The organism is Flavobacterium davisii, from assembly GCF_019565505.1.
Classification (GTDB): Bacteria; Bacteroidota; Bacteroidia; order Flavobacteriales; family Flavobacteriaceae; genus Flavobacterium; species Flavobacterium davisii.
In genome coordinates, this window is the sequence record NZ_CP067378.1 from 2215680 (window position 1) to 2231689 (window position 16010).

6 protein-coding genes, 2 tRNA genes, 3 rRNA genes and 2 pseudogenes are annotated in these 16010 nt (G+C 36.7%); 7 read left to right on the plus strand and 6 right to left on the minus strand.

Going from position 1 to position 16010, the window contains the following annotated elements:
- The first annotated feature begins 159 nt into the window (after nt 1-159).
- The 5 genes from JJC05_RS10640 to rrf all read left to right on the plus strand — a co-directional run bounded on the left by JJC05_RS10640 (nt 160) and on the right by rrf (nt 5443).
- Nucleotides 160-1674: ribosomal RNA gene (locus JJC05_RS10640) — 16S ribosomal RNA — on the plus strand.
- A gap of 96 nt (nt 1675-1770) precedes the next feature.
- A tRNA-Ile gene (locus JJC05_RS10645) sits at nt 1771-1844 on the plus strand.
- A gap of 112 nt (nt 1845-1956) precedes the next feature.
- A tRNA-Ala gene (locus tag JJC05_RS10650) sits at nt 1957-2030 on the plus strand.
- 207 nt (nt 2031-2237) lie between these two features.
- Nucleotides 2238-5133, plus strand: a 23S ribosomal RNA gene (locus JJC05_RS10655).
- A gap of 201 nt (nt 5134-5334) precedes the next feature.
- Nucleotides 5335-5443, plus strand: a 5S ribosomal RNA gene (rrf, locus tag JJC05_RS10660).
- The 16S, 23S and 5S rRNA genes sit together here with 2 tRNA genes alongside, the layout of an rRNA operon.
- Nucleotides 5444-5741: 298 nt before the next feature.
- Here the strand turns inward: rrf and JJC05_RS10665 are convergent.
- The 4 genes and pseudogenes from JJC05_RS10665 to JJC05_RS10680 all read right to left on the minus strand — a co-directional run bounded on the left by JJC05_RS10665 (nt 5742) and on the right by JJC05_RS10680 (nt 10758).
- Nucleotides 5742-6980 (minus strand): NAD(P)/FAD-dependent oxidoreductase, encoded by a 1239-nt coding sequence (locus JJC05_RS10665; RefSeq protein WP_235877359.1) that lies wholly within the window; start codon nt 6978-6980, stop codon nt 5742-5744.
- A 92-nt stretch (nt 6981-7072) separates the two neighbouring features.
- Nucleotides 7073-8083: a 4-hydroxyproline epimerase gene (locus tag JJC05_RS10670; RefSeq protein WP_235877360.1), complete on the minus strand. Its 1011-nt coding sequence runs from the start codon at nt 8081-8083 to the stop codon at nt 7073-7075.
- Between the two features lie 3 nt (nt 8084-8086).
- Nucleotides 8087-9683 (minus strand): annotated as a pseudogene (locus tag JJC05_RS10675) (aldehyde dehydrogenase (NADP(+))).
- Nucleotides 9684-9822: 139 nt separating this feature from the next.
- Nucleotides 9823-10758 (minus strand): dihydrodipicolinate synthase family protein, encoded by a 936-nt coding sequence (locus tag JJC05_RS10680; RefSeq protein ID WP_105195431.1) that lies wholly within the window; start codon nt 10756-10758, stop codon nt 9823-9825.
- Nucleotides 10759-10917: 159 nt separating this feature from the next.
- Here JJC05_RS10680 and JJC05_RS10685 point away from each other — a divergent pair, with 159 nt between their 5' ends.
- Both JJC05_RS10685 and JJC05_RS10690 read left to right on the plus strand, forming a co-directional pair.
- Nucleotides 10918-11769: an AraC family transcriptional regulator gene (locus JJC05_RS10685; protein ID WP_105195432.1), complete on the plus strand. Its 852-nt coding sequence runs from the start codon at nt 10918-10920 to the stop codon at nt 11767-11769.
- Nucleotides 11770-11906: 137 nt separating this feature from the next.
- On the plus strand, nt 11907-13184 hold the full coding sequence (locus tag JJC05_RS10690) for a S28 family serine protease (protein ID WP_088391650.1): 1278 nt from the start codon (nt 11907-11909) through the stop codon (nt 13182-13184).
- Nucleotides 13185-13241: 57 nt separating this feature from the next.
- On the opposite strand, the pseudogene ilvA reads toward JJC05_RS10690, so the two are convergent.
- Nucleotides 13242-14486: pseudogene (gene ilvA / locus JJC05_RS10695) on the minus strand (threonine ammonia-lyase IlvA).
- Nucleotides 14473-15993, minus strand: coding sequence for a ketol-acid reductoisomerase (gene ilvC, locus JJC05_RS10700; protein ID WP_235878865.1), 1521 nt, complete (start codon nt 15991-15993; stop codon nt 14473-14475). The pseudogene ilvA and the gene ilvC overlap by 14 nt, the downstream one beginning before the upstream one ends.
- Nucleotides 15994-16010 lie beyond the last annotated feature (17 nt).

Below are 16010 nucleotides of genomic sequence, written 5' to 3' on the forward strand. Positions count from 1 at the left end.
AGACGAAAAGTCAAAAGCGAAAAATAAGAATAAAAAGTTCATAGACATATTGGATTGACAGCACGTTTTAATAGAGATATTAAAACAATAAAATTTAAGAGAGTAAGAAAACTAGCATTCTTTGTCCACAATATTTAACCTTAGGGTTACAAAAGATATACGATGAAGAGTTTGATCCTGGCTCAGGATGAACGCTAGCGGCAGGCTTAACACATGCAAGTCGAGGGGTAGAAGGAGCTTGCTCCTTTGAGACCGGCGCACGGGTGCGTAACGCGTATGTAATCTACCTTGTACAGGGGGATAGCCCAGAGAAATTTGGATTAATACCCCATAGTATTATGATGTGGCCTCACATTATGATTAAAGTTCCAACGGTACAAGATGAGCATGCGTCCCATTAGCTAGATGGTAAGGTAACGGCTTACCATGGCCACGATGGGTAGGGGTCCTGAGAGGGAGATCCCCCACACTGGTACTGAGACACGGACCAGACTCCTACGGGAGGCAGCAGTGAGGAATATTGGGCAATGGTCGCAAGACTGACCCAGCCATGCCGCGTGCAGGATGACGCATCTATGGTGTGTAAACTGCTTTTGTACAGGAAGAAACACTCCCTTGCGAGGGAGCTTGACGGTACTGTAAGAATAAGGATCGGCTAACTCCGTGCCAGCAGCCGCGGTAATACGGAGGATCCAAGCGTTATCCGGAATCATTGGGTTTAAAGGGTCCGTAGGCGGTTTTATAAGTCAGTGGTGAAATCTGGTCGCTCAACGATCAAACGGCCATTGATACTGTAAGACTTGAATTACTTGGAAGTAACTAGAATATGTAGTGTAGCGGTGAAATGCTTAGAGATTACATGGAATACCAATTGCGAAGGCAGGTTACTACGAGTATATTGACGCTGATGGACGAAAGCGTGGGGAGCGAACAGGATTAGATACCCTGGTAGTCCACGCCGTAAACGATGGATACTAGCTGTTTGGGGCAACCTGAGTGGCTAAGCGAAAGTGATAAGTATCCCACCCGGGAGTACGCTCGCAAGAGTGAAACTCAAAGGAATTGACGGGGGCCCGCACAAGCGGAGGAGCATGTGGTTTAATTCGATGATACGCGAGGAACCTTACCAAGGCTTAAATGGGAAACGACAGATTTGGAAACAGATCTTTCTTCGGACGTTTTTCAAGGTGCTGCATGGTTGTCGTCAGCTCGTGCCGTGAGGTGTCAGGTTAAGTCCTATAACGAGCGCAACCCCTGTTGTTAGTTGCCATCGAGTAAGGTCGGGAACTCTAACAAGACTGCCGGTGCAAACCGTGAGGAAGGTGGGGATGACGTCAAATCATCACGGCCCTTACGCCTTGGGCTACACACGTGCTACAATGGACGGTACAGAGAGCAGCCACTACGCAAGTAGGCGCGAATCTAAAAAACCGTTCTCAGTTCGGATCGGAGTCTGCAACTCGACTCCGTGAAGCTGGATTCGCTAGTAATCGCAGATCAGCCATGCTGCGGTGAATACGTTCCCGGGCCTTGTACACACCGCCCGTCAAGCCATGGAAGCTGGGGGTACCTGAAGTCGGTGACCGCAAGGAGCTGCCTAGGGTAAAACTGGTAACTAGGGCTAAGTCGTAACAAGGTAGCCGTACCGGAAGGTGCGGCTGGAACACCTCCTTTCTAGAGACAAAAAAAAGGATGTGATTTAAAATTAAATTTAAATTAAAATCTTACTCTCGCTGTTAATTCAAAAAAAAGAAAAGGCTTAAAATACAGAGTCTCGTAGCTCAGCTGGTTAGAGTACTACACTGATAATGTAGGGGTCGGCAGTTCGAGTCTGCCCGGGACTACTATTTAAAGTTATAAAAAGGAAATTCTAGAAGCGAATTTTGAATTATAAATTTTAAATGATGAATTTGAAAAATAATTCAAAAAAATAATTCAACATTCAAAATAGACAATGGGGGATTAGCTCAGCTGGCTAGAGCGCCTGCCTTGCACGCAGGAGGTCATCGGTTCGACTCCGATATTCTCCACAACAGCCCCTCCTAACCTTCCCAAAGGGGAGGAACACAGAGCAATCGGCTCTCCCCCTTCGGGGGAGCTGGAGGGGGCTCAAAGTTCATTGACATATTGAGATAAACATACAAACAAGTAGAAAGAACATCTTTAGTGATTAGTAAAAAAGCAATAGGCACTAGTGGCTTATGGCTATTGACTAATGGCTAAAAGAATAAAGAAAACAATAAGCAAAATAAGGGCGTATGGGGAATGCCTAGGCTCTCAGAGGCGAAGAAGGACGTGATAAGCTGCGAAAAGCTGCGGGGATCGGCACATACGAATTGATCCGCAGATATCCCAATGGGGCAACCCACTATGTTGAAGACATAGTATCCGATAGGAGGCGAACCCGCTGAACTGAAACATCTAAGTAGGCGGAGGAGAAGAAAACAAAAGTGATTGCGTAAGTAGTGGCGAGCGAAAGCGCATTAGCCCAAACCGTTATTGTTACGGCAATAACGGGGTTGTAGGACCACAATATTTCTTGTAAACTGAATTAGAATAACCTGGAAAGGTTAACCCAAGAGGGTGATAGTCCCGTATAAGTAAAGAATATAAAGAATAGTGGTATCCTGAGTAGGGCGGGGCACGTGAAACCCTGTCTGAATCTGGCGGGACCATCCGCTAAGGCTAAATACTCCTGAGAGACCGATAGTGAACCAGTACCGTGAGGGAAAGGTGAAAAGAACCGTGAATAACGGAGTGAAATAGAACCTGAAACCATACGCCTACAAGCGGTCGGAGCAACATAAGTTGTGACGGCGTGCCTTTTGCATAATGAGCCTACGAGTTACCGTTGCTGGCAAGGTTAAGTGATTAAGTCACGGATCCGTAGCGAAAGCGAGTCTGAATAGGGCGCGTTCAATCTAAGGGATTGAATTAAGTCAGTAGTGGTAGACGCGAAACCGTGTGATCTACCCATGGACAGGATGAAGCTTTGTTAACCCAAAGTGGAGGTCCGAACCCGTTGACGTTGAAAAGTCTTGGGATGATCTGTGGGTAGGGGTGAAAGGCCAATCAAACTCGGAAATAGCTCGTACTCCCCGAAATGCATTTAGGTGCAGCGCTCAAGTTAAGTTATATAGAGGTAGAGCTACTGATTGGATGCGGGGGCTTCACCGCCTACCAATTCCTGACAAACTCCGAATGCTATATAATATATTGAGCAGTGAGGGCTTGGGTGCTAAGGTCCAAGTCCGAGAGGGAAAGAACCCAGACCATCAGCTAAGGTCCCCAAATGTATGCTAAGTTGAACAAACGCGGTTTGATTGCATCGACAGCTAGGATGTTGGCTTGGAAGCAGCCATTCATTTAAAGAGTGCGTAACAGCTCACTAGTCGAGCGATCGAGCATGGATAATAATCGGGCATAAGTATACTACCGAAGCTATGGATTTGTATATAGATACAAGTGGTAGGGGAGCATTCTAACATCGCCGAAGGTATCTTGTGAGAGGTGCTGGAGAGGTTAGAAAAGAAAATGTAGGCATAAGTAACGATAAGGGGTGCGAGAAACACCCCCGCCGAAAAACTAAGGTTTCCGCAGCTATGCTAATCAGCTGCGGGTTAGTCGGGTCCTAAGGCAAATCCGAAAGGAGTAGTCGATGGCCAACGGGTTAATATTCCCGTACTAGTTATAATTGTGATGGAGTGACGCAGTGGTGAAAGTACCGCGAACTGACGGAATAGTTCGTTAAAGCACTTAGCTAAAGGCCCGGTAGGCAAATCCGCTGGGACTGGTGAAATGCGATAGTACTCGGATTCTTCGGATGAAGGGATAGTGTACCTAAAGGCTGCCAAGAAAACCTTCTAAACATAGATTATAAGTACCCGTACCGTAAACCGACACAGGTAGTTGAGGAGAGTATCCTAAGGCGCTCGAGAGATTCATGGCTAAGGAATTAGGCAAAATAGACCTGTAACTTCGGGAGAAAGGTCGCCAGCGCAAGCTGGCCGCAGTGAAAAGGTCCGAGGCGACTGTTTATCAAAAACACAGGGCTCTGCAAAATCGTAAGATGACGTATAGGGCCTGACACCTGCCCGGTGCTGGAAGGTTAAGAGGAGATGTTATCTTCGGAGAAGCATTGAATTGAAGCCCCAGTAAACGGCGGCCGTAACTATAACGGTCCTAAGGTAGCGAAATTCCTTGTCGGGTAAGTTCCGACCTGCACGAATGGTGTAACGATCTGGACACTGTCTCAGCCATGAGCTCGGTGAAATTGTAGTATCGGTGAAGATGCCGATTACCCGCAGTGGGACGAAAAGACCCTGTGCACCTTTACTATAGCTTAGTATTGGTCTTGGATAAGTGATGTGTAGGATAGGTGGGAGACTGTGAAATGGCGTCGCTAGGCGTTGTGGAGTCATTGTTGAAATACCACCCTTTGCTTATCTGAGGTCTAACTCCTAAAAAAGGAGGACATTGCTTGGTGGGTAGTTTGACTGGGGTGGTCGCCTCCAAAAGAGTAACGGAGGCTTCTAAAGGTTCCCTCAGCACGCTTGGTAACCGTGCGTAGAGTGCAATGGCAAAAGGGAGCTTGACTGAGAGACATACAGGTCGATCAGGTACGAAAGTAGAGCATAGTGATCCGGTGGTTCCGCATGGAAGGGCCATCGCTCAAAGGATAAAAGGTACGCCGGGGATAACAGGCTGATCTCCCCAAGAGCTCACATCGACGGGGGGGTTTGGCACCTCGATGTCGGCTCGTCACATCCTGGGGCTGGAGAAGGTCCCAAGGGTTGGGCTGTTCGCCCATTAAAGTGGCACGCGAGCTGGGTTCAGAACGTCGAGAGACAGTTCGGTCTCTATCTACTGTGGGCGTTAGAAATTTGAGTGGATCTGACTCTAGTACGAGAGGACCGAGTTGGACCAACCGCTGGTGTATCTGTTGTTCCGCCGGGAGCACCGCAGAGTAGCTACGTTGGGAAGGGATAAGCGCTGAAAGCATATAAGCGCGAAACCCACCACAAGATGAGATTTCTTTTAAGGGTCGTGGAAGATGACCACGTTGATAGGCTATAGATGTAAAGGCAGTAATGTCAGAGTCAAGTAGTACTAATAACCCGTAAGCTTATTGTAGCCCCACCCAACCTCCCCAAAGGGGAGGAGTCAGGGTGGGGCGTAAAATTCTTTCTTTACCTAAAAAGGATTATAAACAAATTTGAATATTTATCTCAATATGTTAAAATATTAGCCATTAGGCAAAAGGCATAAGCCAAGAGTTTAATGGAAAAGCACAAACTAGTGGCTTATGGCTATTAGCTAATGCCTTTAAAACCTTAAGGTGGTTATTGCGGCGGGGCTCACCTCTTCCCATTTCGAACAGAGAAGTTAAGCCCGCCAGCGTCGATGGTACTGCATATTGTGGGAGAGTAGATCGCTGCCTTTCTTTAAAACCCTTCATCTATACGATGAGGGGTTTTTGTTTTATAGAAGTTGCTAATGGAATACCGCAATTACCGCGTGAGCGGGCGTAGCAAGTTGCAATACTGTATTTAAAAAGTATGTAAAGCACTTTTTAATTCACACACTTTATGGATGGTTTATCAATTGAAAGAGACTGTTTTTTTAAGCTCTGATCTTTTAAAATTTGAAAGGGTTCGACTTTTAAAAAGTGAACCCCTTCCTTTTAACCCAACTTAAAACAAATTTTCCTCTTAATCAGTTTGTTTTTATTATTAGATCAATCAACTTAATTGAAATTGATTGATTGATACAGAAAGTAATTTATCAGCTATAATTTCAGAAACTAATTTACCTGTAGCAGGTGCTAAACTTAATCCCATCATGGCGTGCCCTGTTGCTAAAATTACGTTTTTGATTTTTTTATTTCTAGTAATTATTGGCATTCCCGATGGTGTACAAGGGCGAAAACCATACCAAACATCTTGATCGTTAGGCATTGCTACTTTCATTTCAGGGTAAAAAGCATTTACTGTATTAACTATACCTTGCAATCTATTTCGGTTTATTTTTGTATCTTTTGTATGTGTAATTTCCATCGTACCACCAAAACGGATATCATGATTCATAGGGGTAACAGCTACTTTACCTTCACACAAAATAGAAGGAATCATTGGTTTTTCCTCTTTGTCTAGTAAAGTAAAACTATAACCCTTACCCGGTAAAAGAGAAATACCTGCTCCTATTTTTTTTGCTAAATTAGGGCTCCATGCTCCTGTGGCTATTACAACTTCGTCTGTATTAAAATTACCTTTAGAAGTAACTAATTGGTTTACTTTTTCATCTTTTAAGATAAAATCTGTTACAGTACAATTACGGTGAATTGTTACTTGTTTTTTAATTAATTCTTCTTTTATAAACGCCATGAATTTTTGAGGATATAAATGTGAATCACATTTATAATGAACTCCTCCTATTATAGCTGTTTTTGTTCCTTTTTCTAATTTTTCTACTTCTGTCTTTGACAAAAAATCAACTTCTAACCCTAGTTTTTTAGCTTCTTCTCCTTCGTGTATAATTTCTTCTCCTGTTTTATCTGTTTTAAACAGCATCAAAAGTCCTTTTTCTTCGTAGTAAAAAGATTGGCTTTTGTGAGCTAAATCACGATAAAGTTCTTTACTTAATAAAGATAAATTTCTAAGAGCAGGTTTTGCATTTTCAACATGCTGCTTTGTGGCATTTTTGTAAAATTCCCATCCCCATTTTAACAATTGAATATCAAAACGGGGTTGAATATAAAATGGACTTTTACTGTCAAACATCCATTTAATTCCTTGTGCAATCATGCCTGGTTGTGCTAAGGGAATGACATGAGAAGGTACTATCATTCCCGCATTTCCATAAGAACAACCATCTGTTAGGTCTGAACTGTCAAATATTTCTACCTCATATCCTTCTATTGCTAAATAATAAGCGGTACATAAACCTATGATGCCTCCTCCTATTATACTTATTTTTTTCATTTTTTTAATATTTTATTGGTTTGAAATATTTAAAAATCTTTCCGTATAAAACTTTGTTTTTTAAAGTACCTTTTATTTATTTACGTATAACTTTATATAACTTGAAATCCATAAGCATACGGATCATCATCATCATCAATGATAATATTGTTATAGCCATATACTTTGGCCCATCCTTGAATACTGGGTACTATTGCGGGGATTGAACCGATATTGGTTTCTTCTACTATTTGTCCTATAAATTTACTTCCAATAAAACTTTCGTGTATGAATTCTTGCTCTTTTTTTAACATTCCTTTTGCGTGTAATTGAGCCATTCTTGCAGAAGTTCCTGTACCACAAGGAGAACGATCTATAGCTTTGTCTCCATAAAAAACGGCATTTCTTCCAGAAGAATTTGGATCAATTGGAGTTCCTGTCCATAACAAATGACTTACATCTTTAATAGTGTCATTTTCTGGGTGTATAAATTGATTTGGATATTTTTCGTTTATACGTGCACGAACTATTTGACTGTATTGTATTATTTTATTTGCAGTAAAATTTTGTATGCCGCTAAAATTTTTCTGTGGGTCAACTATTGCATAATAGTTTCCTCCATAAGCTACGTCAAATGTTATTTCACCTAATTCGGGACATTCTATAGTTAAATCTTGTGCAGCTAAGTAAGATTTAACATTAGTAAGACGTACCCATTCTACTTTTTTACCGACTTGTTTATATTCTATTTGTACAAGACCTGCTGGTGCTTCCATTTTAATTTTGCCTGGTTTTTTTGGCGTAACTAGTCCTTCTTCAATGGCTATAGTAATCGTACCAATGGTTCCATGACCACACATAGGGAGACAACCAGATGTTTCTATAAACAAAATACCAAAATCATTTTCTTGATTAACAGGTGGATATAAAATGCTACCACTCATCATATCAGGTCCTCTAGGTTCAAACATTAAGCCTTTACGAATCCAATCGTATTCTTTCAAAAAATGTTGTCTTTTTTGGCTCATGTTAGCTCCTTTTAAATCAGGGCCGCCACCTGCTACAACTCTTACGGGATTCCCACAAGTATGAGCATCTATACAAAAAAAAGTTTTTCTTCCCATTTGTTATACTGTAATAAAAGCTGTTGCTAATTCTAACTTATCATTTACGGTTCTTGAAATGCCTAAAGGGTTTTCATCTTTTAATTCTTCTGGTAATAATTCATTAGGCCAATTTTGATAACTTATAGGTCTTACCCAACGTTTTACGGCATGAATACCTACAGCAGTAAATCTTGAATCGGATGAAGCAGGATAAGGGCCACCATGCAACATAGATGCACAAACCTCAACTCCTGTTGGGACTCCATTAAAAATTAAACGTCCTACTCGTCCTTTTAATGCTTCTACTACTTCTCTATATGAATTTAATTCCTCAGAATCTGCAATAATTGTACCCGTTAATTGCCCCTCTAAACTATTTATAAGAGTAGTCATTTCTTCTTTTGATTTGCAGATTACTAATATTGAAAATGGTCCAAATACTTCGTGACTTAATGTTTTATTTTTTAAAAATTCTGTTGCATTAACTCGTAATACTGTTTGAGGGGCATAATTAGGCTGTATTTTCCCATCATAAATAGCTATAATTTCTACTTCTTTTTGTAAGCTTAATTCTTGTTGTCCTTCGTCATAATTTTTTTTAATAGAATAATGTAACATACAAGAAGGTGCTATTTGTAAAACTTCGGATGTTAATTCTGATGCAAAAGAGTTTAATTCTGGGCTTTCTAATCCAATGATTAAACCGAGGATTCGTACAAAACTGTCCCGCTCCTAAAGTGATAGAACTTGCAAATTGTTTAGCCCAAAAGGAGGTGTTCTTTTTTAATTCGCTAGGGAGTAGTACAACGGGATTGATACTTCCCATTTCTGCAAATACAGGAATTGGTTCAGGGCGTTCCGCTGCTAAATTAAAAAGGGTTCTACCTCCGATGATACTTCCTGTAAATCCAACAGCTTTAATTAATGGGTGTTTTACTAATGTTGTTCCTAAGTTTATTCCACTTCCTATTAGGTTAGAAAAAACACCTTCAGGCATACCTGTTTTTTGAGCAGCTTTTATTACAGCAGAGGCTATTAATTCACCTGTTCCTATGTGCATAGAATGACTTTTTACAATTACAGGACATCCTGCTGCTAATGCTGAAGCGGTATCTCCTCCTGCTGTAGAAAAAGCGAAAGGGAAATTACTCGATCCAAAAACGGCTACGGGGCCTAAGGGATAAAGCATTTTTCTTAAATCTACTTTAGGTAAAGGTTGTCTATCGGGAACCGCTGTATCAATCGTAGCTTCTACCCAGCTTCCTTCTTCGAGCATTTGAGCAAAAGCGCGGAGTTGTCCTATTGTTCTTCCTCTTTCTCCTTCAGCTCTTCCTTTTGGTAGTCCTGATTCTTTAACATAAATTTCTAAAACGGTATCTCCTAGTGCTAATATTTCATCTGCAATTGCATTTAGAAATAAAGCTTTTTTCTTTCCTGAAAAATTTTTGTATTCTTGATAGGCTTTATGTGCTAACTGAACGGCTTTTTCTATCTCTTCCGTTGTAGCTTCTATAAAATTCCAATCATTTTCTTGGTTTAGTTCCGGATTAAAAGTTTTTAAAATTTTAGAACCGCTTGCAACCAAATGGTTTCCTATATAATTTTTTCCAGTAATCATATTTTGTCTTTTTTTATTTAATAAAGTAACCTACAAGATTTTTCCTGTAGGTTAAGATAGCTTCTGAAAAAACATTATCAACCTTATGAAAAGAAGCTTATCGAATGAACTTTATTAAAACAGTATTTTTTACGTTTGTTTATGCTATTTCTGCTGCTACGGATAGGTTTTTGTAATCTGGTAAAATAGGTCTTGTTTTTAATCCTTCTTCTATAATTGTTAAAACTTTTTGTTTTTCAGTTCCAGCTAAAGGTAAACGAGGTGCTCTAACGTATTCGGTTCCTATACCTGTTGCTACTTCTGCTAATTTGATATTTTGCACTAATTGAGGGCTAATATCTAATTCTAACAATGGTAAAAACCATCTATAAATTGCTATAGCTTCTTCTATTCTACCTGCTTTTGCTAATTTATATATAGCTACGGTTTCTGCAGGGAAAGCATCTACTAATCCTGCTACCCATCCGTCGGCTCCCATTAATAAACTTTCTAAAGCTAAGGTGTCTACTCCTGATAAAATTTTTAATCTATCTCCAAATCTATTTTTAATTCGGGTAACATTAGAAATATCTCTTGTTGATTCTTTTACTGCTTGTATATTATCAAATTTTAGCAATTCTTCAAACATGTCTAAGGTTACTTCAATTTTGTAATCTACTGGGTTATTATAGACCATAATAGGCAATGAAGTGCTTTTAGCTACTTCTGAAAAAAACATAACAGTTTCATAATCTGTTGCTTTATATCGCATTGGGGGTAACATCATTAATCCTCTAGCTCCATCTTGTTCGGCCTTATTGGCTGCTTCTATAGCTCCTTTGGTTGTTTGTTCTGCTACATTCATTATAACAGGAATTTGTCCTTTTACAATACGAACTGTTTCACGAATAAGCTCTCTTTTTTCCTCTTCAAACAAAGTACTTGCTTCTCCTAGGGTTCCTCCTAAAATAATTCCTTCTGCTCCTGCATCAAGCTGCGCTTTAATGTTAACTTCGAACATGTTAAAATCAAGCTTATCATCTGCTGTAAATTTTGTAGTAACTGCTGGCATTACGCCTTTCCATTGAAAACTCATAATTGCTGTTTTTTGACAAAATTATTTTGAATATCATGAAGCTAATAATCAGTTTTTAGCCTAAAATGATATTATATTATCCATTACTAAAAATAATAGATTAAAAATATGATAATAATACATTGAAGTTATAACTTTGAGTAACTCAAGTACCTACTTATGAAAGTATTTCCCTTTAAAATACCAAAGGCTAAAGAAGAAGCTATTATTTATCAATTTGATAAAGAACTGATATTATATGATAAACTTCATCAACACGAAGAAATTCAAATTAGTTATATAGAAAAGGGAGAGGGAACTATAATAGTAGGAGATACAATATCTGAATATAATTCTGGAGATATTATTGTTTTTGGAAGTAATTTACCTCATGTTTTTAGAAGTGAGGTAAATAAAGATGAAGAGATAAGTTTGGTTCATTCTGTCTTTTTTGATGCTACAGTAATACAAGAAAGTTTACAAATACTTCCTGAATCAACTAAAATATTAAACTTTTTTAGTGATACTCGCAATGGATATAAGGTGTTATCTAAAAAGGAAAAAATTTATTCACTTATTCTTGAATTGTCTACAGCTAAGGATACGACTAAGTTTATTAAATTTTTGCAGTTATTAAATAAGCTAACTTTATCTAATAAAAAATCACTTTCTTCTTTTAGATATGATAAAGATATTACGGATTCTGAAGGAAAGCGAATGCAAGTTGTATATGAATTTGTAATGACTAATTTTGATAAAAAAATATCTTTAGAGGAAATTGCTGATATCGCTAATATGACTAAAAATGCTTTTTGTCGATATTTTAAAGTAAGAACAAACAAAACTTTTTTTCAATTTTTAATTGAATTACGTATCGAAAAAGCTTCTCGCTTATTAACATCTGATGACGAAATGAGTGTTGTGGAAATTGCTGAACTTACTGGATTTAATAATATTTCTAATTTTAATAGAAAGTTTAAAGAAATTAAAAAAGCATCGCCCATGAATTATAGAAAAAGATTTAAAAACTAATTTTTCTTTTGAATTGAGGGTTATAACTATTTTTTTACTATGATGTCACTTAAATAGCTAATATTGAATTATATTGGGTTAATATACTATTCTTTTGAGATGTCTATTTCTATGATTTTTGATTAAAAAAAAATAAAATGAAAAAGTCTTATTTATTTTCTAATATCTTATTTATTCTTTTTACTATTAGTTCTAATTCTCAAGAAAAATCAAATTTACTTTTAAAACTTCAAGAAGTTTTTAATAAGGCCAGTATTGAAAAGGTAAATAATCTTAAAGATTATACGGAGTCTTATAAAATTATATTAGATGAGCCAATAGATCATCATGATTTATCAAAAGGAACTTTTAAACATTGTATATATCTTTCTCATAGGGATTTTTCTAAGCCTATGGTCATTGAAACAGAAGGTTATAATGCTCGTTATGAAAAAAACGAAGTATCATCTTTATTAGATGCTAATCAACTAATAATAGAATACCGTTTTTATGGTGACTCTAGACCTAGCATTATTCCTTGGCAGTATTTAACTAATGATCAAGCAATAGAGGATTATCATCAAATAGTTGAAAAATTAAAAAAAATATATTCTGGAAAATGGATTTCTACAGGGATTAGTAAAGGTGGTGAAACAACGCTTATTTACAAATCGAAATATCCTGAAGATATAGATGTAGCAATACCTTATGTAGCGCCTATGATAAATGGTACAGAAGATGAACGAACTATAAAACATTATACTAGACTAGTTGGCACTTCTGAATGTCGAAATTTAATCATGCAAATGCAAAGACAATTAATGCTTAATAGAACAGCTATTGAGCTAGAAGTTGCCTCTTATGCAAAGAAAAATAATTTAACTTTTAATGAAGTGCCTATTTCTGAGGCTTTTGAATATGCAGTTTTGGAGTTTCCTTTTTCTTTCTGGCAATGGAATGGAAATTGTGATAAAATTCCTCCAATTAATTCTTCTCCAAAAGAATTATTTGATTATTTAAATCATGTGGTAGGTTTTGATGTTTATTCGGATAAGGGGGTTCATAGACTTTTGCCTTCTTTTTATCAACATTTTTCAGAGCTGGGTTATTATAGTTTTGATTTAACTCCTGTAAAAGATTTGCTTAGAATTGTTAAATCTCCTAGTAATAGTAGGTTTGCTCCTCGAAATGTTGATTTGAAGTACGATAAGTCTTATATTAAGTTAGTGCGAGATTACGCTGAAAAAAAAGGTTCTAAAATTTTATATATTTACGGTGGATTGGATCCTTGGTATGCTTGTGCTCCTACTCCTAATGAAAAATTAGATGCTTTAAAAATGGTACTTCCTCAAGGAACACATGCTACGAGAATAAAACACTTTTCTAAAGAAGATCAGGAAAAAATGATGACTACATTAAAAAAATGGTTACAGTAGGCTAGAAAAGTAAGGGGTTAGTTGCGTTTTCTAACCCCTTGCTTTTTATATGCTTTTTTATCCTACAAGTTGAGTAAAAAGGTCTTTATTTTCATTTAGATATCTATATTGAAAATGATTCGTTTTCATTTTATATTTAATAATTTCTATATCCAAAGGATTTTTTAATTCTAAACCTACAATTACAGGACCTGTTTCTCGGTTGTTTTTTTTAGTAAATTGAAAGTAGGTTATGTCATCTTCACATCCCAATATTTTATTTACAAATTCTTTTAAAGCTCCCGGTCGTTGCGGAAATTGGATCATAAAATAATGTTTCAATCCTTCATATAATAATGAACGTTCTTTTATTTCTTCTGTACGTTCTATATCATTATTACTACCACTTATAATACAAATTACGTTTTTATTTTTTATTTTTTCGCTATATAAGTCTAAGGCTGCAATAGATAATGCACCAGCTGGTTCTACTACCAATGCTTCTTCGTTATATAATCTTAATATAGTAGTACAGACTTTTCCTTCTGGAACAAGTATAATGTCATCTAATGTATTTTTACAAACTTCATAGGTAAGATTCCCAACTTGTTTAACGGCGGCACCATCAACAAATTTATCTATTGAAGTTAAAGCTATATTACTTCCTTTATTGATGGCTGTTTTCATAGAAGGAGCTCCTAGAGGTTCAACCCCTATTATTTTTGTTTGAGGACTCCGTTTTTTTAAAACCGTTGCAATACCGGAAGCAAATCCTCCTCCTCCTATAGGAACAAAAATATAATCTATTGGTGTTGTTGATTGTTCTAAAATTTCTAAGGCAACGGTTCCTTGACCTGCTATTACTTTTTGGTCATCAAATGGATGAACAAAGGTTTTATCACTTTTACTACAGTCTTCTATTGCTTTTTGGTACGCGTCATCAAAAGTATCACCAGTCAGTATAATTTCTATATATGATCGACCAAATAATTGAACTTGTTTTATTTTTTTGTTTTGGAGTAGTTTTAGGCATATATATTTTTCCAAAAATCTTCAAATGGTTACAAGAAAAAGCGACTCCTTGTGCGTGATTACCAGCGCTTGCACAAATAATTCCTTTTTGGCGTTCTTTCTCATTTAATGATTTTATTTTATTATATGCTCCTCTTATTTTAAAAGAGCGAACGATTTGTAAATCTTCTCTTTTAAAAAAACCTGAGCTTTATATTCTGCTGATATATTTACATTTAGAAGTAGTGGAGTCGTATTTACGACTCCACTTAATTGATTATTAGCTAAAACTATTTCTTCATACAAGTTCATATTGATGTGTTTTTTTTGAATTAGAAGTATCCTTTATGATGGTTTTCATTTCGGTCATGGCAGAACGTAATTGGGCACCACAAATCTCAATAGAATGACTTCTAATAGCTTTATTAACAGTTACTAATTCAAAATTATCTACTTCTTTATTGGTTTTATTATTATAATTTTGACCTATTAAGTTAAGGTTTACTTTTTTCATAAAATTAGCAAGTAATGGTTTACACGCATGATCAAACAAATAGCAACCATATTCTGCTGTATCTGAAATTACACGATTCATTTCAAATAATTTTTTACGAGCAATTGTATTGGCTATTAACGGTGTTTCGTGTAACGATTCATAATAAGCAGATTCTTCTTTTATTCCTGCTGCAATCATTGTTTCATAAGCTAACTCTACACCTGATTTTACAAAAGCAACCATAAGAGTAGCATTATCAAAATATTCTTGTTCGGTAATTTCTAGTGTGGTAGTGGGTGTTTTTTCAAAGGCTGTTTCTGCTGTAGCGGCTCTCCATGAGAGTAATTTTTTATCGTCTTCTGCCCAATCTTCCATCATAGTTTTAGAAAACGTACCGGATAAAATAGCATCCATGTGTTTATCAAATAACGGTGTCATTATTTCCTTTAATTCTTCGGATAGTTTAAAAGCTTCTATTTTTGCTGCATTGGAAAGTCGATCCATCATATTGGTAATTCCTCCAATTTTTAAGGCTTCTGTTATTACTTCCCAACCATATTGTATTAATTTAGAAGCATAACTCGGTTCTATTCCTTTTTCAATCATTTTATCAAAGCATAAGATAGATCCTGTTTGAAGTAATCCGCAAAGTATGGTTTGTTCTCCCATTAAATCGGATTTTACTTCCGCTACAAATGAAGATTTTAAGACTCCTGCATGATGTCCTCCTATACCCACACAATATGCTTTTGCAATTTCTAGTCCGTCTTTATTAGGATTATTTTCTGTATGTACTGCAATTAATGTAGGAACTCCAAAACCTCTTAAATATTCATTGCGTAATTCAGATCCCGGTGATTTGGGTGCAATCATAATAACTGTTATGTCTTCTCTAATTTTAATACCTTCTTCTACAATATTAAAACCATGAGAATAAGAAAGACAGGCTCCTTTTTTCATTAAGGGTACTATCTTAGTTATTACTTTTGTATGTTGCTTGTCTGGTGTTAAATTAGAAACTAAATCAGCTGTTGGTATTAATTCTTCTAAAGTTCCTACTTTAAATCCATTAGAAGAAGCTTTCAAAAAGGATTCTCTTTTGTTTTCGATAGCTTCTTTACGGAGTGCGTATGCTACATTTAATCCACTATCTCTTAAATTTTGTCCTTGTGCTAACCCTTGTGCTCCACAACCAATAATGATGATTTTTTTGTTTAAAAGTTTATCTACTCCATTTGTAAATTCATTTTTATCCATGAATTCGCATTTAGCTAATTCTTGTACTTTAAGTCTATGAGGTAAAGTATTAAAATAATTTTCCATAATATTTATTTTTTTGT

What these genes read in the sequence shown, in the direction of transcription:
- JJC05_RS10665 (WP_235877359.1), bottom strand. Translation starts at nt 6,980, where the DNA reads ATGAAAAAAATAAGTATAATAGGAGGAGGCATCATAGGTTTATGTACC.
- JJC05_RS10670 (WP_235877360.1), bottom strand. Translation starts at nt 8,083, where the DNA reads ATGGGAAGAAAAACTTTTTTTTGTATAGATGCTCATACTTGTGGGAAT.
- JJC05_RS10680 (WP_105195431.1), bottom strand. Translation starts at nt 10,758, where the DNA reads ATGAGTTTTCAATGGAAAGGCGTAATGCCAGCAGTTACTACAAAATTT.
- JJC05_RS10685 (WP_105195432.1), top strand. Translation starts at nt 10,918, where the DNA reads ATGAAAGTATTTCCCTTTAAAATACCAAAGGCTAAAGAAGAAGCTATT.
- JJC05_RS10690 (WP_088391650.1), top strand. Translation starts at nt 11,907, where the DNA reads ATGAAAAAGTCTTATTTATTTTCTAATATCTTATTTATTCTTTTTACT.
- ilvC (WP_235878865.1), bottom strand. Translation starts at nt 15,993, where the DNA reads ATGGAAAATTATTTTAATACTTTACCTCATAGACTTAAAGTACAAGAA.